Genomic DNA, 22,105 nt, shown 5'->3' with positions numbered 1-22,105 from the left:
GCTCCTGCTTTTGCTTGCAGCTTGCCGCTTGAGGCTTGCGGCTGAAGGAAACTCAAATGTCTCAAGAACGCCGTTACAGCTTCGAGTTCTTCCCGACCAAGACCGATGCTGGACATGAAAAACTGCTTGCCACCGCCCGCACGCTGGCCAGCTACAACCCTGACTTCTTTTCCTGCACCTACGGCGCCGGCGGCTCGACCCGCGACCGCACCCTGAACACCGTGCTGCAACTGGAAAACGAAGTGAAGGTCCCGGCTGCACCGCACCTGTCCTGCGTCGGTGACAGCAAGGCCGAACTGCGCGCCCTGCTCGATCAGTACAAGACTGCCGGCATCAAGCGCATCGTCGCCCTGCGCGGCGACCTGCCCTCGGGCATGGGCATGGCCAGCGGTGAACTGCGCCACGCCAACGACCTGGTGGAGTTCATCCGCCAGGAAAGCGGCGATCATTTCCACATAGAAGTCGCCGCCTACCCGGAAATGCACCCGCAGGCACGCAACTTCGAAGACGATCTGATCAACTTCGTGCGCAAGGCCAACGCCGGTGCCGACAGCGCCATCACCCAGTACTTCTTCAACGCCGACAGCTACTTCTACTTCGTCGAGCGCGTGCAGAAGCTGGGCGTGAAGATCCCGGTAGTACCGGGCATCATGCCGATCACCAACTACAGCAAGCTGGCGCGTTTCTCCGACGCCTGCGGTGCCGAGCTGCCACGCTGGATCCGCAAGCAGCTGGAAGCCTACGGCGACGACGTGCAGAGCATCCAGTCCTTCGGTGAAGAGGTCATCACCCGCATGTGCGAACAACTGCTGCAAGGCGGCGCACCGGGCCTGCACTTCTACACCCTGAACCAGGCCGAGCCTAGCCTGGCGATCTGGAACAACCTCAAGCTGCCTCGTTGACCGGTTCGGCGATGGGTGGTGCATTCTGCGCTACCATCGCCGTTTCCTTCCGGCCCCGCCCGCCAATGCCCTATTTCGCCCGTCTGCTGACTGTCCTGCTGTTGAGCTGCATGAGCCTGCTGGCCCGTGCCGAACAGTTGCGCATCGTCACCGACCCCTGGGCGCCCTACGTCTATGAAGAAAACGGCGTGCCCAAGGGCATCGACTACGAAGTCACCGCGGAAGTCTTCCGCCGCCTGGGCATTGAGGTGACCTGGGAGTTCATGCCGTGGCGACGCTGCATGCTGATGGTCGACCAGGGGCTGGCAGATGGCGTGCTGGACATTTTCCAGACCGCCTTGCGCAGCAGCCAGCTGTATTACCCCTCCGAACCCTTGTCGGAAGTCGAATTCGTGCTGTTCCAGGCCAATGCCCGCCCCCATGCGGTGGACAGCCTGGACGACCTGCGCGGTCTCACCGTCGGGACCTCGGCCGGTTACGACTACGGACCGGAGTTTCTCGAGTCGCCGCTGTTTCGCCGCGAGGCCGCACCGACCCAGGAGGCCAACTTCGGCAAACTGCAGCGCGGACGCATCGACCTGGTGGTTACCGACCGGCGTGTCGGCCGCTACATGATCGCCCAGCTCGGCCTGCAGGATCACGTCAGCGAGCTGCCGCTGGTGATCAATCGCCAGCGCCAGTTCCTGGCGGTGCGCCGCAACGTCGGCATGGACCTGCTGGCCCAGCGCTTTGCCGCCGAGCTGCGACGCTTCAAGCAGGAGCCGGCCTACGCCGAACTGCATGCCCGCTACGGCCATGTAGCGCTGGGGATTACAGAAACCGTTGAGCAGCAGGAACGCAGCACTCCCTGATTGCTCTGTTATACTCGGGCCTTTCCGCCAGGCTTACGCCCGGACGCCGGCTTCGCAAGACGCATCCCCGACCGACGGGATGCACGCCGAAAGCCAGCAGGACCGGACGCGACAGCATCTGCTCGATGCCCTTCGCGCCAGGCAAGATCATCCCATCGGGCTCAGCCCTTACTAGAACAGGATTTCTCATGTCCTTTGCTTCCCTCGGTCTCTCCGAGGCTCTAGTCCGCGCTATCGAGGCTGCGGGCTACACCCAGCCTACTCCAGTGCAACAGCGGGCCATTCCCGCCGTGTTGCAAGGTCGTGATCTGATGGTCGCGGCACAGACAGGTACTGGTAAAACCGGCGGTTTCGCCCTGCCGATCCTCGAGCGCCTGTTCCCCGGTGGTCACCCAGACAAGTCCCAGCGCCATGGCCCACGCCAACCGCGCGTACTGGTCCTGACGCCGACCCGCGAACTGGCGGCCCAGGTCCACGACAGCTTCAAGATCTACGCCCGTGACCTGAAATTCGTCAGCGCCTGCATCTTCGGCGGCGTCGGCATGAACCCGCAGGTTCAGGCCATGGCCAAGGGCGTCGACGTCCTCGTCGCCTGCCCCGGCCGCCTGCTGGACCTCGCCGGTCAAGGCAGCGTCGACCTCAGCCACGTCGAGACCCTGGTGCTGGACGAAGCCGACCGCATGCTCGACATGGGCTTCATCCACGATGTGAAGAAGGTCCTCGCCCGCCTGCCGGCCAAGCGCCAGAACCTGCTGTTCTCGGCAACCTTCTCGAAAGACATCACCGACCTCGCCGACAAGCTGCTGCACAACCCCGAGCGCATCGAGGTCACGCCGCCGAACACCACGGTCGAGCGTATCGAGCAGCGAGTCTACCGCCTGCCCGCCAGCCACAAGCGTGCGTTGCTGGCCCACCTGATCACCCAGGGCGCCTGGGAGCAGGTACTGGTCTTCACCCGTACCAAGCACGGTGCCAACCGCCTGGCCGAGTACCTGGAAAAGCACGGCCTGACTGCCGCCGCAATCCACGGCAACAAGAGCCAGAACGCCCGCACCAAGGCGCTGGCCGACTTCAAGTCCGGTGCCGTGCGCATCATGGTCGCCACCGATATCGCCGCCCGCGGCCTGGACATCGACCAGTTGCCTCATGTGGTCAACTTCGAGCTGCCCAACGTCGAGGAAGACTACGTCCACCGTATTGGCCGTACCGGTCGTGCAGGCCGCTCCGGCGAAGCCATCTCGCTGGTGGCGCCAGATGAAGAAAAACTGCTCAAGAGCATCGAGCGCGTCACTCGCCAGAAGATCCAGGACGGCGACCTGATGGGCTTCGACTTCTCCGCCGTCGAGGCCGAGAAGCCGGAAACACGCGAGCCGCGTCCGCAGAACAACCAGCGCCGTGGCCAGCGCGCCGACGGCAGCAACGCCGGTGGCCGCAAGGACAAGGGCAAGGACAAGGGCCGCGAGAAAGACGGCAAGGACAAGCCGGCTGGCGATAAGTCCTCGGAGAAAGCCGCTGGCGGTCGCCAGGAGCGCAAGCCGCGGGACAAGAAGCCGCGTCAGCAGCAGAACGCCCAGCAAGGCGCGCCGTCGGTGCCGGTGGATCGTGATCCGGAAGAGTTCCTGGACGACGATGTCGACAACTTCGGCAACCGCGCCGACTACGTCAGCCCTTACCAGAACAAAGGCGGCCAAGGCCGCAATCGCCGTCCGGGCGCCCAGGCCGGTGCTGGCAACGGTGGTGGCCAGAACCGTGGCAACGCGCCGCGCAGCAACGGCTCGGGCACTGGCCAGCAGCGCCAGGGTGGTGCCGGCAGTGGCGAGAAACGCAGCGGTGGTGCACGTAATGGCGGTGCCGGCCGTGACGGCCAGCCACGCCGCGACAACAGCAATAACCGCAACCGCCGTCCGGCCCGCGACGACCGCCAGGAACCGGCAGTCCGCAGCCCGCGCGAAGGGCAGCCGCAGAACCAGCCGAAGATCATGCACAAGGAATCGAAGATCGACCGCTTCCCGTCCATGGAACAGCTGGAGCAACTGCCAAGCCGTCCGCGTGGCGAGAAACCGGCGTTGCTGACCCGCAACCGCTGAGAGCTGCAAGCTTCAAGCTGTAAGCCACAAGAAAGAGCGGGCCGGTGCATGGCCGCTTTTTCTTGCAGCTTGCAGCTTACGACTTGCAGCTCAAAAAAACGCCGCCCCAAAAGGGCGGCGTTTTCGTGAGTGAGGCAGCGATTACTTCTGCTTCACGCCTTCGACCGAGATGTCCAGGTCGAGGGTCTGGGACGATGGGCCCGGGCCTTTGATGCCGAAGTCATTCAGGTTCAGGGTGGTGGTGGCGTTGAAGCCGGCACGCTCGCCGCCCCATGGATCCTTGCCTTCCCCGTTGAAGGTTGCCTTGAAGGTGACGGGCTTGGTGACGCCGTGCAGGGTCAGGTCGCCGGTCACGTCAGCGGTTTTCTCGCCGGTGGATTTCACTGCGGTGGAGACGAACTTGGCGTCCGGGTACTTCTTCACGTCCAGGAAGTCGGCGCTGGCGATGTGCTTGTCACGCTCGGCGTGGTTGGACCAGACGCTGGCGGTTTTCAGATCGACGCTGATCTTGCTGGCTTCAGGCTTGGCGGAATCCCAGGAGAAGGAGCCGTCGAAGTCCTTGAAGGTGCCGTGGATGAAGCTGTAGCCCAGGTGGCTGATCTTCCAGTCGACGAATGCGTGCTGGCCTTCCTTGTCGATCTTGTAGTCGGCGGCCATGGCCTGACCAGCCGAGAGCAGAGCGGTACCGAGCGCCAGAGCGGCAAAAGTCTTTTTCAACATACTTCTATTCCTTTCGAGTTGAGGTTGAACATCAAGCCTTGCGGCCCAGCATGCGAACCAGGGTCGCGTCACGGTCGATAAAGTGGTGTTTCAGAGCGGCCAGCCCGTGCAGGCCGGCGAAAATCACCAGGCCCCAGGCCAGATAGAGGTGAATCACACCGGCGACATCAGCCTGATCGGGCAGGCCGGAAATCAATGCCGGTACTTCGAACAGACCGAATACCGGTATCCCCGCGCCATCGGCGGTGGAGATCAGGTAGCCGGCGATCAAAACGGCGAACAGACCCACGTAGAGCAACAGATGACCGGCCTTGGCAGCGACACGGGTCAGCGCGCCGTGGTTGGCCGGTGCCGGAGGCGGCGGGCTGAGGAAACGCCAGACCACCCGCAGCAGCATCAGTGCCAGCACGGTGAGACCGATACCCTTGTGCAGTTCAGGCGCGGTATGGCGCCAGGAGCTGTAGTAATCCAGGCCGACCATCCAAAGGCCCAGCCCGAACAGACCGAACACCGCGAGGGCAATGCCCCAGTGTAGGACGATGCTGATCAACCCGTAGCGAGAAGATGAATTGCGAAGCTGCATTTGCCTGTTTCCCCGTAAGAATTGCTAACAAGACTAACCGGTTACCTATCGAATTAAAGCGGAAAATTTCGCTTTGAACGATCGGAAAAATCGATATTCAGTCTGTAACAGAGGGGTTAAGGAAACATTAACGGCGAACGAAGGTGGGATGCGGCTCAATGAATTGTGGGAGCGGCGTCAGCCGCTCCCACAGGGGGCGTCAGCCCGCCTTGGCCTGGCTATCGGCCACCGGCTTTTTCGCCGGTGCAGCCTTGGCCTCGGTTTTCTTGGCCGGGGTGTGGGTGGTCGCGGTTTTCTTCACCGGAGCAGCCTTGATCTCGGCCTTTTTCGCCGGCGCATGCGCCGCCGGGGCGGCCTTGGCAGGTGCGGCTTTGACCGGAGCGGCCTTGACCGGCTCTTCCTTGGCCACCGGCGCTACCGGCGCTGCGGCTGCGGGAGCTGGCTCAGCAGCGGGTGCGGCGGCCGGTGTTGGCGCAGGCGCAGCTGCCTTGGCCGCTTCAACCGGCTTGTCATCGCCACCGCCGAACAGGCGCGAGAAGAAGCCCGGCTTGCCGTCGTCCTTCTTCGCCGCAACGGCCGCCGCCGCAGCGGTTCCGGCAGCGGCCGTCGCCGCAACCGACTTGACCGGATCGAAGGTCTTGCCCGCCGCCAGGTCACGCACCTGGCTGGCTGCCCGCTGACCACTGCGCAACGCGCCTTCGAGGGTGCCCGGATAGAGCACGTCGGTGTGCTCACCGGCGAAGGCGATGCGCTGCACAGGACGCTCCCACAGACGCCAGTACTGGCTGATCTGCCCCGGGCCATAAGCCAGGTAAGAACCGCCGGTGCCGGCATCGGTGCTGTAGCGACGGATCTCGTAGCCGCTGAAGGCGCCGCGCGCCTGTGGATAGAACGCATGCAGGCGAATCAGCACCTGGTCGACCATCTGCTTGTCGCCAAACGCCTGCATCACCCGGGCGTTATCACCGGACAGGTTGATCACCACATTCGCACCGCCCTTCAGCGCCGGCTCGATCCACAGCATGCCCAGACCGGCGTTGCTGTAAATCTCGCCCGACATGCGCGCACGGCTTTCCCAGACCGGGTTCTTGAATTTCAGCATCAACTGGTCACGCCAGCCGTAGTTGGTGCCCTTGAGCGCCGCCAGGTGCTTGCTGTCCAGGCCCGGGGTCAGCTGGATCTTCGCCAGCGCCCGCAACGGCACGGCCAGTACCAGGTAATCGGCCTGGTAACCGACACTGCCGACCTTCACCGTCACGCCGTCCTTGTCCTGGCTGATGGCGGTGACCGGCGAGCTGGTCTTGATGGTTTTCAGTTGCTTGACGAACGCCTGGGCCAGCACCGGGCTGCCACCGGGCAGGCGCGCCGCGCGCAGGTCGCGGTCGTTGACACCGCGGTAGACCCGGCCCTGCTGGGCGAAATACAGCAGCGACAGGCGCGACGGCTCGTCATACCGGGTACGGATCTGCTGGTTGACCAACTGGCGGGCGGTGGCCGGCAGTTGCAGCTTGTCCAGCCAGGCAGACACCGTGATCTGGTCGAGGGCGAACAGCGTGCTGTTGGCCGCCGGGTTTTCCGGGTCGCTGATGGACGCAGCCAGATCGTCGAGGGTCTTCTCGTAACGCTTCAGTGCCTCGGCGGTAGCCGGCTGCTTGGTCGCCAGGTCAGCGGCGCTGAAATAGTCGCCATCGATCAGGTAGCCAGGCGTACGGACAAACTCCGGCGCCGGGAGCGTGGTGATCTTGAACGCATCGAGGTACTGGTTGAGCACCGGCTGGGTCTTGCTGTTGCCGATCCACTCGCTGGTGGCCAGGCCCGAGCGGCCGCCGATGCCGGACTTGGCCTCCAGCAGGGTGACCTGCCAGCCCTTGTTCTGCAGCTCGTAGGCGGCGGTCAGGCCTGCCAGGCCACCACCGACCACGATGGCCGTGGGGGCTTTCGCCGCCGCCAGCGCCTGCGCGCTGAACAACCCTATAAACACCAGCGCGCAGCCGCGCAGCCAAGCAGCAGACATGTGTGGAACTCCGGATTTCGAGGCAGAAAAAAGAGGGAAGAACATCCCCGGCAGATGGGGGCAAGAATACGTGAGGCCGACCCGCCCCGCCAGCGAGCAGCACACCGATTGGCCGCAACGGGTTGTCCTGCCCCGGCGCTTTGCATAGGCTTGCGCGGATGTTCGAACCCGTACCGCCAGGAGAATGCCAATGGGCCTGAATCAACAGTGGATGGACCGCGACCTCAAGGTCTTGTGGCACCCCTGCACCCAGATGAAAGACCACGAGCAACTGCCGCTGATCCCCATCAAGCGCGGTGAAGGCGTCTGGCTGGAAGACTTCGAAGGCCGGCGCTATCTCGACGCGGTCAGTTCCTGGTGGGTCAACGTGTTCGGCCACGCCAACCCACGCATCAACCAGCGCATCAAGGATCAGGTCGACCAACTGGAACATGTGATCCTCGCCGGCTTCAGCCACCAGCCGGTGATCGAGCTGTCCGAGCGCCTGCTGAAGATCACGCCCGAAGGGCTGAACCGGTGCTTCTACGCCGATAACGGTTCGTCCTGCATCGAAGTGGCGCTGAAAATGAGCTTCCACTACTGGCTGAACAAGGGCCGCCCGGAGAAGAAGCGCTTCGTCACCCTGAGCAACAGCTACCACGGCGAAACCATCGCGGCGATGTCGGTGGGCGATGTGCCGCTGTTCACCGAGACCTACAAGGCGCTGCTGCTGGACACCCTCAAGGTGCCGAGCCCCGACTGCTACCTGCGCCCCGAGGGCGTGAGCTGGGAAGAGCACTCGCGGACGATGTTCGCCGCCATGGAGCAGACCCTGGCCGAACACCACGACAGCATCGCCGCGGTCATCGTCGAGCCGCTGATCCAGGGCGCCGGCGGCATGCGCATGTATCACCCGGTGTACCTCAAGCTGCTGCGCGAAGCCTGCGACCGCTATGAGGTGCACCTGATCCACGATGAAATCGCCGTCGGTTTCGGCCGCACCGGCACGATGTTCGCCTGCGAGCAGGCCGGCATCCGTCCGGACTTCCTTTGCCTGTCCAAAGCGCTGACCGGCGGTTACCTGCCACTGGCCGCCTGCCTGACCACCGACGAGGTGTACGGCGCCTTCTACGACGACTACTCGACCTTGCGCGCCTTCCTGCACTCCCACAGCTACACCGGCAACCCGCTGGCCTGCGCCGCGGCGCTGGCGACCCTGGATATCTTCGAGCAGGACAACGTCATCGAGGCCAACCAGGCCCTGTCCCAGCGGATGGCCAGCGCCGCGGCGCACCTGGTGGATCACCCGCATGTGGCGGAAGTGCGCCAGACCGGCATGGCCCTGGCCATCGAGATGGTCCAGGACAAGGCCAGCAAGACCGCCTACCCCTGGCAGGAGCGGCGTGGCATGAAGGTCTTCGAGCACGCCCTGACCCGCGGCGCGCTGCTGCGGCCGCTGGGCAGCGTGGTGTACTTCCTGCCGCCGTACGTCATCACGCCGGAGCAGATCGACTTCCTCGCCGACGTGGCCAGCGAAGGCATCGACATCGCCACCCGGGACAGTGTGAGCGTGGCAGTGCCGGCCAGCTTCCATCCTGATTTCCGCGATCCGGGCTGATTGCCTTCGCCACCTCTCAGGGCCTCATCGCTGGCAAGCCAGCTCCCACACTGCACCTGTGGGAGCTGGCTTGCCAGCGATGAGGCCGGACCTGATGCCCTCATCTTTAGACCGAGCCCCCTCATGAGACTCTCCCGCTTTTTCATCGATGCCCCGCTGAGCCTCGGCGAGCACGATCTGCCTGAAGCCCAGGCCCACTACATCGGCCGGGTACTGCGCATGGCCGCAGGCGACGCCGTGCAACTGTTCGACGGCAGCGGCCAGGAATACCTCGGCCAGCTCCTTGAAGTCGGCAAGAAAACCGTCCGTGTCAGCCTCACCGAGTCCCTCGCGGGCCAGGCCGAATCACCGCTGCACATCCACCTCGGCCAGGGCCTGTCCCGTGGCGAACGGATGGACTGGGCGATCCAGAAGGCCACCGAACTGGGGGTCAACGTCATCACGCCGATCGTCAGCGAACGCTGTGAAGTTCGCCTGAAGGACGAGCGCGCCGACAAGCGTCTGGCCCACTGGCGCCAGGTGGCGATCAGCGCCTGCGAGCAATGCGGCCGCTCCACGGTGCCGCAGATCAACCCGCCGGTGACCCTGGCCGAATGGCTGGCAAGCCGCGACGAAGCGCTGAAGCTGGTGCTGCATCCGGTGGCCGAGCCGCTGGTCAGCCACGACAAGCCTGCCAGCCTGGCGTTTCTGATCGGGCCGGAAGGCGGCTTGTCGGACGCAGAAGTCGAGCAGGCCAAGGACAGCGGCTTCCACTCCGCCCGCCTCGGCCCGCGGGTACTGCGCACCGAAACCGCGCCGGTGGTGGCGCTGGCCGTGGCGCAGCAGTTGTGGGGCGATTTCTAGACCACCCTGGTGCGCCCCCGGCAGAGGGCGCACCTTGCAAACCGTCGGTAAACCGCTTTCCTGTTAGCCTTCTGAAAATCCGCAGAGTCTTTCGGAAACGCCTCACAGACGCTGCCGCTTCACCTCTCTAGGCTGCGAATTCCAACCTACAAGAGAGTTCGAGCATGGCCAGTCACAGCTACGCGCCGGACGCACTCTTGGTCTGCCGCTAGCTCTACACGGAGCCAACAACGTTTATGAGAACGGGATGAATATCCGGACGGGCCGAAATGATGCAGTGGGTCACGTGAGACTTATGTATCAAAAAGGCGCAATGCTTCTAGGTGGAAGCGTTAGTGATGGAAATAAAGCTTATGGATTAGGGGATATCGGATTTTCAATTCATGGAATATTTAGAAAAGTCGTGAAACCCGGCACGTTCAAGCTATTCATATATATAAAATCTGATTATGTCCGCTCGTACACCCTAATGAAGAAGCGAGCGCTCTGGTTCGAGGTTTTCTCCAACTATATCGTGCTGGAGCAAATTTACAACGAGACTAGCGATGACTAATTGGTCTTTCTTTCTTACGGCGATTTTGAGCGTTACGGTTGCTCGCCTCCTGAACCGCTGCTTTTCAGGTCCGGACTTGAATATCTACAAGTACCTCTTATGTGTCGCCTTTAATTGCCCCTTTGGCTTTTATTACTTGAGAGTTGTAGACAGCGGATGCTTGACGTTTCAGGGCTGCATGGACAAATCGCATAGTGATTATGCTCTCATCGCTTGGATAGCCTTGATCTGCGCAATTCTGCACGCGTGTTCCTTTCCGACAAGAAAGGCACCAAGAGAAAAGTGACTTCAGTACATAGGGACTCGCTTGCTAACGATATTGCTTTGTCCAGGCAAGGACAGCGCGCCAAAAGTTAAAGATGAGTCTTGTAAATTTTGGCACTAGGTTCTGTATGAAAAGTCTTGAGACGCCGGCCAGGCAAGGCGAAAACAGCCGAGGAAGCGGAGTTTACTGGAGTAAATGAGCATTCCGAGGCTGTTTTCAACGCAGCATGGCCAAGTATCAAGGCTTTTCATACGGGACCTAGAGCGCAGGTAAAAGCCCTTCCAGCGCCACCAGGTCCGGCACCCGGGCGACCTGCTCGCCCACCTGCACCGCCGCCAGCTCCAGCGTGCCCAGCGGCACATCGACGTAGTTGAGCTGGCTGTCCAGCTTGCAGGAGCGGGGAATGCCCTGCACCAGCAGGGCGAAAAAGCTGCGCTGGGTTCCGCCGATGGCGTTGATCACCACAATCCGCGCACGCTCACCGATGTGGGTCGGGGCGCCGCAGGCGGCTTCGAAACTCAGCAGCGGCAGGCGCTGGCTGCGCCAGTCGATCCAGCCCAGCAACCAGGCCGGCTGGTCCGGCGCCGGGGTGCAGGCCTGATAGCCGATCAGTTCGGCCACCGCGACGTTGGGCAGCACCAGACAGCGGTCGCTCAGCGGCAACAGCAGGCCAGTCAGGGTACTGCGGCGCCCGCTACGGGTCGCTTGTTCAAGCATGGTCGTGGCTCCAGCGGGCGATGCTCTGCAGCAGCACCGATTCCTGGTAGGGCTTGCCCAGGTAGTCATTGACGCCGATGGCCATGGCGCGGTCGCGGTGCTTCTGGCCCGTGCGCGAGGTAATCATGATGATCGGCAGGTTCTTCAGTTTCGGGTGATGGCGCACCTGGGTCGCCACTTCGAAACCGTCCATGCGCGGCATTTCGATATCCAGCAGCAACACGTCAGGGCGGTGCTGCTCCAGCACGGCCATGGCATCGACACCGTCCTTGGCGGTCAGTACGTTCATGCCGTGACGCTCCAGCAAGCGCCCGGTCACTTTGCGTACCGTTACCGAGTCGTCCACCACCAGGACCAGCAACGGTCGCGGGCGGCCGCTGACCAGTGTTGCGCCGGTTTCACGGGTCGCCCCGCCCACCTGCTGCGAAAGCCGCAGGTGCAGGCCGCGCAGTTGCTCCAGCAGATCGAGAATCAGCACCACCCGACCGTCGCCCAGCAAAGTCGCCCCGGCCAGCCCCTGCACCGCAGCGAACTGCGGGCCGAGGCTCTTGACCACGATCTCGCGGCTGGCCGACAGGCTGTCCACTTGCACCGCGAACTGCTGGTCGTGGGCATGCACCAGCAACACCGGCAGCGGCAGGCTTTGTCCAAGCAGGCGGGGTTGACGCTCACCCTGCAGCAGTTCGCCCAGATAGCGCAGCTCGTAGCGGTGCCCGGCATATTCGTAACGGGGCGGATCGAGCTGATAGCAGGCTTCCAGCTCTGCCGGCGGCACCCGCACCACGCCGTCGATGGCGTTGAGCGGCACCGCGTAGAGTTCTTCACCGCAATGCACCATGAGGGCCCGGTTGACCGACACGGTGAACGGCAAGCGGATCAGGAACCGCGCGCCCTTGCCGGCTTCCGAACTGATCACCATCGAGCCGCCGAGCTGCTTGACCTCTTCGTGGACCACGTCCATACCCAGGCCGCGGCCGGAGATCTGGGTGATTTTCTCGGCCGTGGAGAACCCCGGCTGGAGGATGAACTGCATCACCTCGTGGTCGCTGAGCTCGCTGCGCGGGTCCAGCAGGCCACGCTTGATCGCCTTGTTGCGCACCGCCTCCAGTGGCACGCCAGCGCCGTCATCGAACATTTCGATGACGATGTCGGCCCCCTCGTGCAGCAGGTTCAGGGCGATCAGTCCAAGCTCCGGCTTGCCTGCCGCCAGGCGTGCCTCGCGGGTTTCCAGGCCATGATCGACGGCATTGCGCAGCATGTGCTCCAGCGGTGCCACCATGCGCTCCAGCACACTGCGGTCCATCTCGCCTTCGGCGTTGCCCACCACCAGTTCCACCTGTTTGCCCAGCTCGCTGGCGACCTGACGCACCACTCGCTGCAAACGTGGCACCAGGCGCTCGAAGGGCACCATGCGGGTGCGCATCAGGCCTTCCTGCAGCTCGCTGTTGACCCGGGCCTGCTGCTGCAGAAGGCTCTGTGCCGCCTGGTTGCGGGCGCTCAGGGTTTCCTTGAGATCAAGCAGGTCCGAGGCCGATTCCGACAAGGCCCGGGACAACTGCTGCAACTGCGAGTGACGGTCCATCTCCAGCGGATCGAAATCTTCATAGCCCAGGGCATCGCCGTCGGCCTGCAAGCGGCTGAGGATGCCGCCCTGGGTTTCGGTGTCGAGGCGGCGCAACTGGTCGCGCATGCGCTCCAGGGTGGTTTCCATCTCGTTCAGCGCGATGTAGGCATCGTTGACCTGCTGCTCCAGGCGTCCCCGGGCGATGGAGGTCTCGGCGGCCAGGTTGCCGAGGTCATCGAGCAGTTCGGCGTTGACCTTGACCATGTCCAGCGCCGCGCGCTCCGGCGCCGGTGCAGGCGCTTCGGCGGGTGCCGCGTCAGTGCCCGGCCCGGCAGCGGCGCTGTCGCTGAGGGCGGCGCTGCTGAAGTTGCGGATGTAGTCGATCAGCGCAGTGGCCGCGTGCAATGGCTGTTGCAGACGCACCGCGTCGAGCATGTGGGCGAGACGGTCGTGGCAATTCTGCAGCAGGCTGAAAAGCGCAGGGCTGGGCTGCAACTGGCCAGCGGCCAGGTGTTCGTAGAGAAATTCCAGCTCGTGGGCCAGGTCGCCGATGGGCCCGATTTCCACCATTCGCGCGCCGCCCTTGAGGGTGTGCAGGTCACGCAGCAGGTTTTCCACCTCGACGCTGCTGCGCGGGTCGGCTTGCCAGCGGGTCAGGGCCGCAGCGGCGCTTTCGACGATGTCCACGCCTTCTTCGAGGAAGACTTCCAGCAGTTCCTTGTCGCCCTCAGGGGCGGGCGGCCCGCCGACCTTGCCATTGCCCGGCTGCGACAGGGCGTGATGGCGGAATTCACGCAGCGCACCCAGGGTGTCCACCACGTTCTCCAGCACCTGCCCCTGGCTCAACTGCGCCAGCAGCCGTGCCAGCGCCGCGTGACTGGCGCGCAGCAGCGATGACAGCTCCGGCGACGGGCTGTAGCGGCGGTCCACCAGCCCTTCGTAAAGCAGTTCCAGCTCATGGGCGAGGACGTCCATCGAGCCGATGCCGGCCATCTGCGCACCGCCCTTGAGGGTCTGCAGGTCGCGTTGCAGCGACGACAGCGCAGACGCGTTCTCCGGATCCTGTAGCCAGCGCGACAGGGCCTGGTCGGCACTGTCGAGCACGTCGATCGCTTCTTCGAGGAAGATCGCCACCAGTTCGCTGTCGTGCGCCTGGTCTGCAAGCTCGCGGGTGGCGCTGCCCAGTTCGGTGACGCTGGCCCCCTGTTGGCTGACCAATCCGATGGCACTCGGATCCAGCCCCGCTTCCAGCAGGGAGCGCAGGGCGTGCAGGCGGTCGGGACAAGGCTCGACTTCCTGCCCGGCCGCGATCTGGTCGAGCATGTCGATCAGTGCTTCGTGGGCGTGCTGCGCCTCTTCGAAGAAACGCGCGTCGGCCGGCAGGCTGCTCTCTTCCACCGCGCCATACAGGTCCAGTAACGCCTCGCAGAGCTCGTCGACCTGCCACAAGTTGGCAAGGTGGGCACTCTGGCCGAGGGTGGTCAGTTCATCCAGCAGCGCATTCAGTTCGTGGCGCTCGCCGGGATGTTTCTGCCAGCGCTGCAGCAACGACTCGGCGTCCAGCAGGATATCCATGCCCTGGTCGAGGAAACTGGCGATCAGTTGCGGGTCGCGCTTGACCCGCACGCCTTCGCCAGGGGCGTCGAGCAGTGCCTGCAGGCGGGCGTTGACCACCTGATCCACCTGTTCGATCAGCACCTCGGCCCCCTTGATCCCTGCCAGCGGGGTCGTACCGAGCTGCTCCAGGCCGCGGCGCAGCAAGGGCTCGGCCATTTGCAGCAGGTAGATTTCGTCGAGATCGAAACCCAGCTGGTGGGCCTTGAACTCCCGGGCCAGCAGGTCCAGGGCCGTGGCCAGTTCGGCGATGGGCGTCACCCCGGCCATGGCGGCGCTGCCCTTGAGGGTATGCAGCGCCCGTTGCAGGTCGTCGCTGACCGGCGCTGGAAGGTGCACCTCGGCGTGTTCGAGGAAGGCATCGAGGCTCGCCAGGTGGGTCTGCGCCTCGTTGCGGAAGATTTCCAGCAACTGCGGGTCCAGGGCCTCGGGGTGGTCGCCCTGGAGGGCGGGATCGTTCATCGCCAGCGCGTGCAGGTGCCGGGACAAGTGCTCGATGCGGGCATGGGCGTGCTCTTCGCCAGCGCCGAACTCGGCCACCAGCGGTGGCATCAGCGCCAGCGCCTGCTCGATGCCCCGCAGCACCTCGTCGCCGTCGCCGACCCGGCCTTCGAGCATGCGATTGAGCAGGTGCTCGGTGGCCCAGGCCAGCTCCGCCAGCACCTGGGCGCGAACCATGCGGCCGCTGCCCTTGAGGGTGTGGAAGCCGCGCCGCAGCTCCACCAGTGCCGCACGGGGATGGCCGGGGCCACGCCATTGCCGCCAGTGCTCGTCCAGTTGCTGCAGGACCTCCTCGGCTTCTTCGAGGCACACTTCGCGCAACTCGTCGTCCACCGGCTCCGGCGCCGGCACCACCGCAAGGGTTTCGATGATCGGCCCCAGTACCGGCACGCCCAGGGCGGCCAGCGCCTGGCGGGCCCGTTGCAGCAACGGCTCGACCTCGGCCTGCAGGTCGATGCTCAAGGCGTTCAGATAGCATTCGAGGCTGGCGATCACATCCGCCAGGTGATCGAGCGACTCGCTGCCCGGCAGGGATTCGGCATGCAGCACATGAGCCTGGAGGTAGTCGGTGCAGCGCTGCACCAGCGCTGCCGGTTGCGGCAGCATCAGCATGGCCAGGGCGCCACGGATCTGCCCCAGCAGATCCGGCAGTGGTTGCAGGCGCTGGCGCTCCCAGCCCGCTTCGAGACAGTCGGCGATCAGGTCGCGGGCCTGCAACAGCACTCCATGGGCCTCATCCAGCACCAGTTGGCGGATCTCGCCGATGTCGCTGCCGGCCGGCGGACTCTGATTGAGGGACTCAAGGGAGCCGACCATGCCGCCCAGAGTCGCCTCGGCGTAAGCCAGGGCCCCGGCGACGTCCATCAATGTGGCGTCGTCCACCGCTCGCTGGCCCTGTACCAGCCCCTGCAGCACGGCCACCTGGTCGAGCACCACCCGCCGCGGCTGGCCGAAGCCCAGCACGGCCAGGGTATCGGCCATCTGCCGCAGCGGCGCCAGCAAGGCGTCGAGATCGTCGAGTTGCTGACGATCGCTGCGAGCGAACAGGTCCAGGCGTTCCTTGATACGGTTCAGGTCTTCACGCACCGCCGTCACCACCGAGCGCAACGCGTCGCGGTCGGGCATGGCCGACAGTTGCCCTTGCAAGGCGTCCAGCGGCAACTCGAAATGCTCTCCGGCCAGCGGCGCCCCGCCCAGCACGCCATCGTCCAGCGCTTCGGCACCACGAGCGGCACGCAACTGGTTGAGCAGCGGCAACGCCAGCAACGGCAAATCGCGACGGGCACCGCGCAAGCGCTCCAGGTACAACGGCAACTGCGCCAGGGCGCGGAACAGCGTGCCCTGCGTTTCATTACGGTTAGCCACCCGCCCGTCGGCCAGGGCGCGCGCCAGCAGCGTCGTTTCTTCGACCAGCAGCGCCGCGCCCCGGAGTTCGAGGATCACCAGGCAACCCAGGACCTGATGCAGGCTGTCGATGAAAACCCCCGGCCACTCGCCCTCGGCCGAGCCGTCGGCAAAATGCTCCAGCGCCTGCCGCGCCTGTACGAGGCACTCGTCGATCGGCCCCTTGACCCAGGCCAGTGCGACGAAATCTTGCCGGTCAGCCATACCCACTCCAGTAGCCAATAATGCCCACGCGCCGGATCAGCGCGACTCCGGTGCCGCAGGCAACGTGAAGCCCGAAACCGAGCGGCGCATTTCGCTGGCCATGCGCGCCAGGTCGCCGATGCTTTCGGCGGTGGCGGTGGAGCCGGACGAAGTCTGCGAGGTGATCTGCTGGATGATCGCCATGGTGTGGGAGATCTGTCCGGCGGACGACGTCTGCAGTTGCGCCGCGTCGGAAATGCTGTGGATCAGGTCGGCGAGGGTCTGCGATACCCCCTCGATCTCGGCCAGCGCCACCCCGGCATCCTGGGCCAGGCGCGCGCCGCGCACGACCTCGGCGGTGGTCTGTTCCATGGAGATGACCGCCTCGTTGGTATCGACCTGGATCGCCCGCACCAGCGCCTCGATCTGGCGGGTCGCCGAAGACGAGCGCTCGGCCAGACGCTGCACTTCGTCGGCGACCACGGCGAAGCCGCGCCCGGCCTCACCGGCCATGGATGCCTGGATGGCCGCGTTGAGGGCGAGGATGTTGGTCTGCTCGGCAATGTCGTCGATCAGGTTGACGATATCGCCGATCTCCTGGGAAGACTCACCCAGGCGCTTGATGCGCTTGGCGGTGTCCTGGATCTGCTCGCGGATGTTGTCCATGCCATGGATGGTGTTGTGCACCACCTCGTTGCCCTTGTTGGCGATGGCTACCGAACGCTCGGCCACCTTGGCCGACTCGTAGGCGTGCCCGGACACCCGGTCGATGGACTCGGCCATGTCGCCCACCGCCATGGACGCATCGGCGATCTGCTGGGCCTGGTGCTCGGAGGCCTTGGCCAGCTGGTGCGCGGTGTTCTGCGTGTCTTGCACGGCGCTGGCGACTTCCTCGGCGCTGAGGTTGATGGTCGCGACCAGGTCGCGCAACTGGTCGATGGAGTAGTTGATGGAGTCGGCGATGGCGCCGGTGAAGTCCTCGGTCACCGAGGCTGTGACGGTCAGGTCGCCGTCGGCGAGGTCTTCGATCTCGTCCAGCAGGCGCATGATCGCCTGCTGGTTGCGCTCGTTCTTCTCGGCGGTTTCGCTGAGCTGGCGGTGGGTCTCGCGAACCATCACCGAACCGATGAGGATGATCGACGCCAGCGCCAGCAGGCCCAGCACATAGCCGCCGACGGTGTCCAGGGTGCGCCCGCCGGCCAGGTTCTCGAAGCCGTTGGCCAGGCGCGAGGCTTCGTCCAGCAGGGTCTGCGACAGGCTGAAGATGTTGCCGGCGGCCTCGCGCACGCGGAACAGCTCGGGAGAGGTTTCGAGGATTTCGTCGACCGAGCCTGCGACGAACTGGAACAGTTCGGCGATTTCGCCCAGGCGGGCGCGGGCGTCCGGATCCTGGACACGGGTGATGTGGATAGCCGGGTTGCCGCCGAGCATGCCTTCGAGCACCTGGCCAAAACGGCCGGCGTCACGACCGAAGGCGTCAGCGGCCTGCACCGAGTTGTCGTCGCCGGCCAGCACAGTGTTCACCGAGCCCAGGATGCGTTCGGCCAGCAGCGCCTGGCGCTGGGCCACGGCCACCTGGGCCGCCGGAGCGCCGCTCTGCAGGAGAATCTCCACCACTTTTTCGTATTCGACCTGCAACTGCGGCACGGTTTCGGCCAGGGTTGCGGCCACCTGGTGCAGCGACAGCACGGTCTGCTCGCTGGCGAGGATGGTGTCGGTGTTCTTGCGCAGGTTCTCCCAGTCACGCTGCACCGCGTCCATCTCGTTGCGCACCGCTGGCGGCGCCGAAGGCAGGCCGGTGCTCGGATCACCTTTCTTCAGGTAGCTCCAGCGCTGCTCGAAGTCGTTGCGCGCCTCGCTCAGCAGGCGGAAGGCCACGGTCTTGCCCGAAGCCGCCTCGGTGGCGTTCTTGGCGATGCGCTGGGACAGCACCCGCAACTCGCCGGCATGGCCGATGTACTGCTTGTCGTAGTTGGCCTGGGTGTTGAGGTAGGCGAAGTTGGCGAACAGCAGGATGATCGACAGGATCAGCACGACGAACAGCGCGGCGATCTGCGCACTGCTGCGGGAGCTTTTGACGGCACTGACAGGGTTGAGCTGGGTCACGGGTCTGGCGTTCCTTTACAGCGCGACATCAAGAAAACCGGGCGCCTGGGCCAGGGCGAACGGGCTGAAAATCCCCCAGCAGTGCTCTCGCTGGAAATGCCCCTGGATGAACGGTGCGGCGCTGGTCAGCAGGGGCGAAGGCGGCGACAGCTCCAGGCTGTCGAGGGCGAAATGCTGCAGGCCGAGCACTTCATCCACCAGCAGACCGGTGAACAGTTCTTCATGGTCCAGCACCAGCACCCGACGCTGCCTGCGGCTGGTACGCGGTTCCAGACCGAGGAAACCGCAGAGATCGGTCACCGGCAGCAGGCGCCCACGCAGGTTGGTGACCCCCGCGACCCACGGCTTGACCCCCGGGATGCGGCTCAGGCGCGGTGCCTGCAACACTTCAGCCACCTCGCCCATGGGCGCCACGAAACAGTGCCCACCCAACTGGAAGCCGATGCCGCTCCAGCGTTGCAGGCGGGTTTCCTGCAAAGGCAGGTCGGCGGCCAGCAACCGGCAGCGCCGGTCGATGTCCAGCAGCAGTTCGAACGCCGTCAGCGAATCGCCCATGGCCCGGCGGTTCAACCCTTGAGGACGCCGTCGAGCACTTTGATCAGGGCGTCTTCTTCCACCGGCTTGACCAGGTAATCCTTGGCGCCCTGGCGCTGGCCCCAGACCTTGTCGGTTTCCTGGTCCTTGGTGGTGACGATGATCACCGGGATGTCTTTGGTCGCCGGGTCCTTGCTCAGCTGGCGGGTTGCCTGAAAGCCGTTCATGCCGGGCATGACGATGTCCATCAGCACCGCATCGGGCTTCTCCTGGACCGCAAGCGCCACGCCGTCGGCACCGTTGTTGGCCTTGAGGACCTGGTGCCCGTGCTTTTCCAGTATTGCGGTGAACTTGTAGGTTTCGGTCGGCGAGTCGTCGACGATCAGAATTCGGGCCATGCTGTTCCCCATGAAAGGAAAAAGACGCCAGCGGCCAGGGCCGTGGCGTCAGGGTGCGTGTTGTTCTTCTGCAGCGAAACCGGGCACATGGGCGCGGATCGCTTCCAGCAGTTCTTCCTTGCTGAATGGCTTGGTCAGGAACTGGTCGGAGCCGGCGATCCGCCCCCGGGCCTTGTCGAACAGGCCATCGCGGGAGGACAGCATGATCACCGGAATGTCCTTGAAGGCGCTGTTGTGCTTGACCAGGGCGCAGGTCTGGTAGCCGTCCAGGCGCGGCATCAGCACATCGACGAAAATGATGCCGGGCCGATGGTCGACGATCTTGGCCAGGGCATCGAAACCATCGATGGCCGTGATGACCTCGCACCCCGCTTCGCTGAGCAGCATTTCGGCGGTGCGGCGAATCGTCTTGGAGTCGTCGATCACCATCACCTTCAATGCCGTGTCGGGCTGAACCATATTCGCTCTACCATTGCCTGTAAGTAGCGCCGTGCAGGCCACCTGCCACGCATTTTTAGCACACTCAGGGTATCCGTTCCATCGACCGGGCGCGGGGCCCGGCCCGCCAGCGTTTTTCCCTTGACCGCCAGCCCGGCGGACGCCACCCTGAGCCACTTTTCATTCGAGCTACCGCGGCCCCGCGCCGCCGAGAGGAAATACCCCATGAGCGTTCGCCTCGGCATTGTCATGGACCCCATCGCGTCCATCTCCTACAAGAAGGACAGCTCGCTGGCCATGCTGCTGGCGGCCCAGGAACGCGGCTGGAGCCTGTTCTACCTGGAACAGCGGGACCTTTATCAGAACGAAGGCGTGGCCCGTGGCCGCATGCGCCCGCTGAAAGTCTTCGCCGACCCGGCCCGCTGGTTCGAACTGGACGCCGAGCAGGACGCCCCGCTGAGTGACCTCGACGTGATCCTGATGCGCAAGGATCCGCCGTTCGACATGGAGTTCGTCTACAGCACCTACCTGCTGGAGCAGGCCGAGGCTGCCGGCGTGCTGGTGGTCAACCGTCCGCAGAGCCTGCGCGACTGCAACGAAAAGCTGTTCGCCACCCTGTTCCCGCAGTGCACCCCGCCGACCGTGGTCAGCCGCCGTCCGGACATCCTGCGCGAATTCGCCGCCAAACACGGTGACGTCATCCTCAAGCCGCTGGACGGCATGGGCGGCGCTTCGATCTTCCGCCATCGCGCCGGCGACCCGAATCTCTCGGTGATCCTCGAAACCCTGACCCTGCACGGCACCCAGCAGATCATGGGGCAAGCCTACCTGCCGGCGATCAAGGACGGCGACAAACGCATCCTGATGATCGACGGCGAGCCGGTGGACTACTGCCTGGCGCGTATCCCGGCCAGCGGCGAGACCCGTGGCAACCTGGCCGCTGGCGGCCGTGGCGAAGCCCGCCCGCTGACCGAGCGCGACCGCTGGATCGCCGCCCAGGTCGGCCCGACCCTGCGCGAGAAGGGCCTGCTGTTCGTCGGCCTCGACGTGATCGGCGAGCACCTGACCGAAATCAACGTCACCAGCCCGACCTGCATCCGCGAGATCGACAACGCCTACGGCACCCGGATCGGCGTACAACTGATGGACGCCATCGATCGCAAGCTCAAGGCACGCTGACCGACGACAAGGGGAAACCGTGCGCAGTGGGTTATCATGCCCGTCCTTTTGGATCTGGGCTGCCTGCTGCGCCGGCTCACCCCGGCTGCTGGACTATCGATGACGCTTCCCGCCGACCTTCCTGCCGATTTTGCCCCGCCCCGCGTTCGCGCGGCGGATCGTCTCGGCTTTACCTTGTTCGTGGCGGCGCTCCTGCACCTGGCGCTGATCCTCGGGGTCAGCTTCAGCTTCGCCAAGCCCGAAGAAATCCGCCGCACCATGGAAATCACCCTGGCCACCTTCAAGAGCGAGGTGGCGCCGAAGAAGGCCGACTTCCTCGCCCAGGAAAACCAGCAGGGCGCGGGCACCCTGGACAAGGCCGAAGTGCCGAAGACCACCGAAGTGGCGCCCTTCCAGGACACCAAGGTGAACAAAGTCACCCCGCCGCCCGTGTCGCGCAAGGTCGAAGTCCCGCCACCGCCGACCAAGGCTGCCGTCACCACCGTAGCGCCCAAGCCGCAGAAAGTGCAGAACGCGCCAAAGGAAGCCAGGCCGCAGCCGGCACCGAAGGCCGAAACCCCGGATTTCGACAGCTCGCAACTGTCCAGCCAGATCGCCAGCCTTGAAGCGGAACTGGCCAATGAACAGCAGTTGTATGCCAAGCGCCCGCGCATCCACCGCCTGAGCGCCGCCTCGACCGCCCGCGACAAGGGGGCTTGGTATAAAGACGAATGGCGCAAGAAGATCGAGCGCATCGGCAACCTCAACTACCCCGACGAAGCCCGCCGCCAGCAAATCTACGGCAGCCTGCGACTGATGGTCTCGATCAATCGCGACGGATCGCTGTACGAAGTGTTGGTGCTGGAGTCTTCCGGGCAACCGCTGCTGGACCAGGCGGCGCAACGCATCGTGCGCCTGGCGGCGCCGTTCGCGCCGCTCACCGGCGACCTTGCCGATGTCGATCGCCTGGAAATCGTCCGCACCTGGCGCTTTGCCCGGGGCGACCGGCTGTCGAGCAATTAAGGGCGTGGCCCGGCTTGTCAGTCCGGCGCCTCGCCGCCACACTACATAGC

General features: G+C 64.6%; 16 protein-coding genes and 1 pseudogene. 8 read left to right on the top strand and 9 right to left on the bottom strand.

Going from position 1 to position 22,105, the window contains the following annotated elements; translation table 11 throughout:
- The first annotated feature begins 56 nt into the window (after positions 1 to 56).
- From metF to AC05QJ_RS03535, 3 genes are all read left to right on the top strand, one after another.
- Positions 57 to 902 carry a methylenetetrahydrofolate reductase [NAD(P)H] gene (gene metF, locus AC05QJ_RS03545; RefSeq protein ID WP_476745613.1) on the top strand — a complete coding sequence of 282 codons (846 nt, stop codon included), beginning with the start codon at positions 57 to 59 and terminating at the stop codon, positions 900 to 902.
- Positions 903 to 967: 65 nt separating this feature from the next.
- On the top strand, positions 968 to 1,753 hold the full coding sequence (locus AC05QJ_RS03540) for a substrate-binding periplasmic protein (protein ID WP_476745612.1): 786 nt from the start codon (positions 968 to 970) through the stop codon (positions 1,751 to 1,753).
- Between the two features lie 188 nt (positions 1,754 to 1,941).
- Positions 1,942 to 3,840, top strand: coding sequence for a DEAD/DEAH box helicase (locus AC05QJ_RS03535; RefSeq protein WP_476745611.1), 1,899 nt, complete (start codon positions 1,942 to 1,944; stop codon positions 3,838 to 3,840).
- Between the two features lie 141 nt (positions 3,841 to 3,981).
- Here AC05QJ_RS03535 and AC05QJ_RS03530 read toward each other — a convergent pair whose 3' ends face one another.
- The 3 genes from AC05QJ_RS03530 to AC05QJ_RS03520 form a co-directional block, all read right to left on the bottom strand.
- Complete coding sequence (locus AC05QJ_RS03530; RefSeq protein WP_476745610.1) at positions 3,982 to 4,560, bottom strand: YceI family protein; 579 nt, start codon at positions 4,558 to 4,560, stop codon at positions 3,982 to 3,984.
- 31 nt (positions 4,561 to 4,591) lie between these two features.
- Positions 4,592 to 5,143, bottom strand: coding sequence for a cytochrome b (locus AC05QJ_RS03525; protein WP_476745609.1), 552 nt, complete (start codon positions 5,141 to 5,143; stop codon positions 4,592 to 4,594).
- A 199-nt stretch (positions 5,144 to 5,342) separates the two neighbouring features.
- Positions 5,343 to 7,157 (bottom strand): flavin monoamine oxidase family protein, encoded by a 1,815-nt coding sequence (locus AC05QJ_RS03520; RefSeq protein WP_476745608.1) that lies wholly within the window; start codon positions 7,155 to 7,157, stop codon positions 5,343 to 5,345.
- A gap of 190 nt (positions 7,158 to 7,347) precedes the next feature.
- Between AC05QJ_RS03520 and AC05QJ_RS03515 the strand changes: the two genes are divergently transcribed.
- The 3 genes and pseudogenes from AC05QJ_RS03515 to AC05QJ_RS03505 form a co-directional block, all read left to right on the top strand.
- Complete coding sequence (locus AC05QJ_RS03515) at positions 7,348 to 8,754, top strand: adenosylmethionine--8-amino-7-oxononanoate transaminase (RefSeq protein WP_476745607.1); 1,407 nt, start codon at positions 7,348 to 7,350, stop codon at positions 8,752 to 8,754.
- A gap of 123 nt (positions 8,755 to 8,877) precedes the next feature.
- Positions 8,878 to 9,597, top strand: coding sequence for a 16S rRNA (uracil(1498)-N(3))-methyltransferase (locus AC05QJ_RS03510; RefSeq protein WP_476745606.1), 720 nt, complete (start codon positions 8,878 to 8,880; stop codon positions 9,595 to 9,597).
- Positions 9,598 to 9,790: 193 nt separating this feature from the next.
- Positions 9,791 to 10,150: pseudogene (locus AC05QJ_RS03505) on the top strand (DUF4225 domain-containing protein); the annotation flags it as partial.
- A gap of 523 nt (positions 10,151 to 10,673) precedes the next feature.
- Here the strand turns inward: AC05QJ_RS03505 and AC05QJ_RS03500 are convergent.
- Genes AC05QJ_RS03500 through pilG form a run of 6 tightly spaced genes read right to left on the bottom strand, consistent with a single transcriptional unit; the run spans position 10,674 to position 19,895 of the window.
- A complete protein-coding gene (locus AC05QJ_RS03500; protein WP_476745605.1) occupies positions 10,674 to 11,132 on the bottom strand; it encodes a chemotaxis protein CheW in 459 nt (152 codons plus the stop codon).
- Positions 11,125 to 16,419, bottom strand: a complete 5,295-nt coding sequence (locus AC05QJ_RS03495; protein ID WP_476745604.1) for an Hpt domain-containing protein — start codon at positions 16,417 to 16,419, stop codon at positions 11,125 to 11,127. Before AC05QJ_RS03495 ends, AC05QJ_RS03500 begins: the two co-directional genes overlap by 8 nt.
- A gap of 36 nt (positions 16,420 to 16,455) precedes the next feature.
- A complete protein-coding gene (locus tag AC05QJ_RS03490) occupies positions 16,456 to 18,504 on the bottom strand; it encodes a methyl-accepting chemotaxis protein (RefSeq protein WP_476745603.1) in 2,049 nt (682 codons plus the stop codon).
- 15 nt (positions 18,505 to 18,519) lie between these two features.
- Positions 18,520 to 19,059, bottom strand: a complete 540-nt coding sequence (locus tag AC05QJ_RS03485; protein ID WP_476745602.1) for a chemotaxis protein CheW — start codon at positions 19,057 to 19,059, stop codon at positions 18,520 to 18,522.
- Positions 19,060 to 19,070: 11 nt separating this feature from the next.
- On the bottom strand, positions 19,071 to 19,436 hold the full coding sequence (gene pilH / locus AC05QJ_RS03480; RefSeq protein WP_476745601.1) for a twitching motility response regulator PilH: 366 nt from the start codon (positions 19,434 to 19,436) through the stop codon (positions 19,071 to 19,073).
- Positions 19,437 to 19,484: 48 nt separating this feature from the next.
- Positions 19,485 to 19,895: a twitching motility response regulator PilG gene (gene pilG, locus AC05QJ_RS03475; protein WP_476745600.1), complete on the bottom strand. Its 411-nt coding sequence runs from the start codon at positions 19,893 to 19,895 to the stop codon at positions 19,485 to 19,487.
- Between the two features lie 204 nt (positions 19,896 to 20,099).
- Here pilG and gshB point away from each other — a divergent pair, with 204 nt between their 5' ends.
- Positions 20,100 to 21,053 carry a glutathione synthase gene (gshB, locus tag AC05QJ_RS03470; protein WP_476745599.1) on the top strand — a complete coding sequence of 318 codons (954 nt, stop codon included), beginning with the start codon at positions 20,100 to 20,102 and terminating at the stop codon, positions 21,051 to 21,053.
- A gap of 99 nt (positions 21,054 to 21,152) precedes the next feature.
- Positions 21,153 to 22,055 carry an energy transducer TonB gene (locus AC05QJ_RS03465; protein ID WP_476745598.1) on the top strand — a complete coding sequence of 301 codons (903 nt, stop codon included), beginning with the start codon at positions 21,153 to 21,155 and terminating at the stop codon, positions 22,053 to 22,055.
- Positions 22,056 to 22,105 lie beyond the last annotated feature (50 nt).

The organism is Pseudomonas sp. TUM25319 (assembly GCF_056388475.1).
The sequence above is the reverse complement of the archived record's forward strand: the minus strand, read 5'-3'. Positions and strand labels throughout refer to the sequence as shown.

What these genes read in the sequence shown, in the direction of transcription:
- metF (WP_476745613.1), top strand. Translation starts at nt 57, where the DNA reads ATGTCTCAAGAACGCCGTTACAGCTTCGAGTTCTTCCCGACCAAGACC.
- AC05QJ_RS03540 (WP_476745612.1), top strand. Translation starts at nt 968, where the DNA reads ATGCCCTATTTCGCCCGTCTGCTGACTGTCCTGCTGTTGAGCTGCATG.
- AC05QJ_RS03535 (WP_476745611.1), top strand. Translation starts at nt 1,942, where the DNA reads ATGTCCTTTGCTTCCCTCGGTCTCTCCGAGGCTCTAGTCCGCGCTATC.
- AC05QJ_RS03530 (WP_476745610.1), bottom strand. Translation starts at nt 4,560, where the DNA reads ATGTTGAAAAAGACTTTTGCCGCTCTGGCGCTCGGTACCGCTCTGCTC.
- AC05QJ_RS03525 (WP_476745609.1), bottom strand. Translation starts at nt 5,143, where the DNA reads ATGCAGCTTCGCAATTCATCTTCTCGCTACGGGTTGATCAGCATCGTC.
- AC05QJ_RS03520 (WP_476745608.1), bottom strand. Translation starts at nt 7,157, where the DNA reads ATGTCTGCTGCTTGGCTGCGCGGCTGCGCGCTGGTGTTTATAGGGTTG.
- AC05QJ_RS03515 (WP_476745607.1), top strand. Translation starts at nt 7,348, where the DNA reads ATGGGCCTGAATCAACAGTGGATGGACCGCGACCTCAAGGTCTTGTGG.
- AC05QJ_RS03510 (WP_476745606.1), top strand. Translation starts at nt 8,878, where the DNA reads ATGAGACTCTCCCGCTTTTTCATCGATGCCCCGCTGAGCCTCGGCGAG.
- AC05QJ_RS03500 (WP_476745605.1), bottom strand. Translation starts at nt 11,132, where the DNA reads ATGCTTGAACAAGCGACCCGTAGCGGGCGCCGCAGTACCCTGACTGGC.
- AC05QJ_RS03495 (WP_476745604.1), bottom strand. Translation starts at nt 16,419, where the DNA reads ATGGCTGACCGGCAAGATTTCGTCGCACTGGCCTGGGTCAAGGGGCCG.
- AC05QJ_RS03485 (WP_476745602.1), bottom strand. Translation starts at nt 19,059, where the DNA reads ATGGGCGATTCGCTGACGGCGTTCGAACTGCTGCTGGACATCGACCGG.
- pilH (WP_476745601.1), bottom strand. Translation starts at nt 19,436, where the DNA reads ATGGCCCGAATTCTGATCGTCGACGACTCGCCGACCGAAACCTACAAG.
- pilG (WP_476745600.1), bottom strand. Translation starts at nt 19,895, where the DNA reads ATGGTTCAGCCCGACACGGCATTGAAGGTGATGGTGATCGACGACTCC.
- gshB (WP_476745599.1), top strand. Translation starts at nt 20,100, where the DNA reads ATGAGCGTTCGCCTCGGCATTGTCATGGACCCCATCGCGTCCATCTCC.
- AC05QJ_RS03465 (WP_476745598.1), top strand. Translation starts at nt 21,153, where the DNA reads ATGACGCTTCCCGCCGACCTTCCTGCCGATTTTGCCCCGCCCCGCGTT.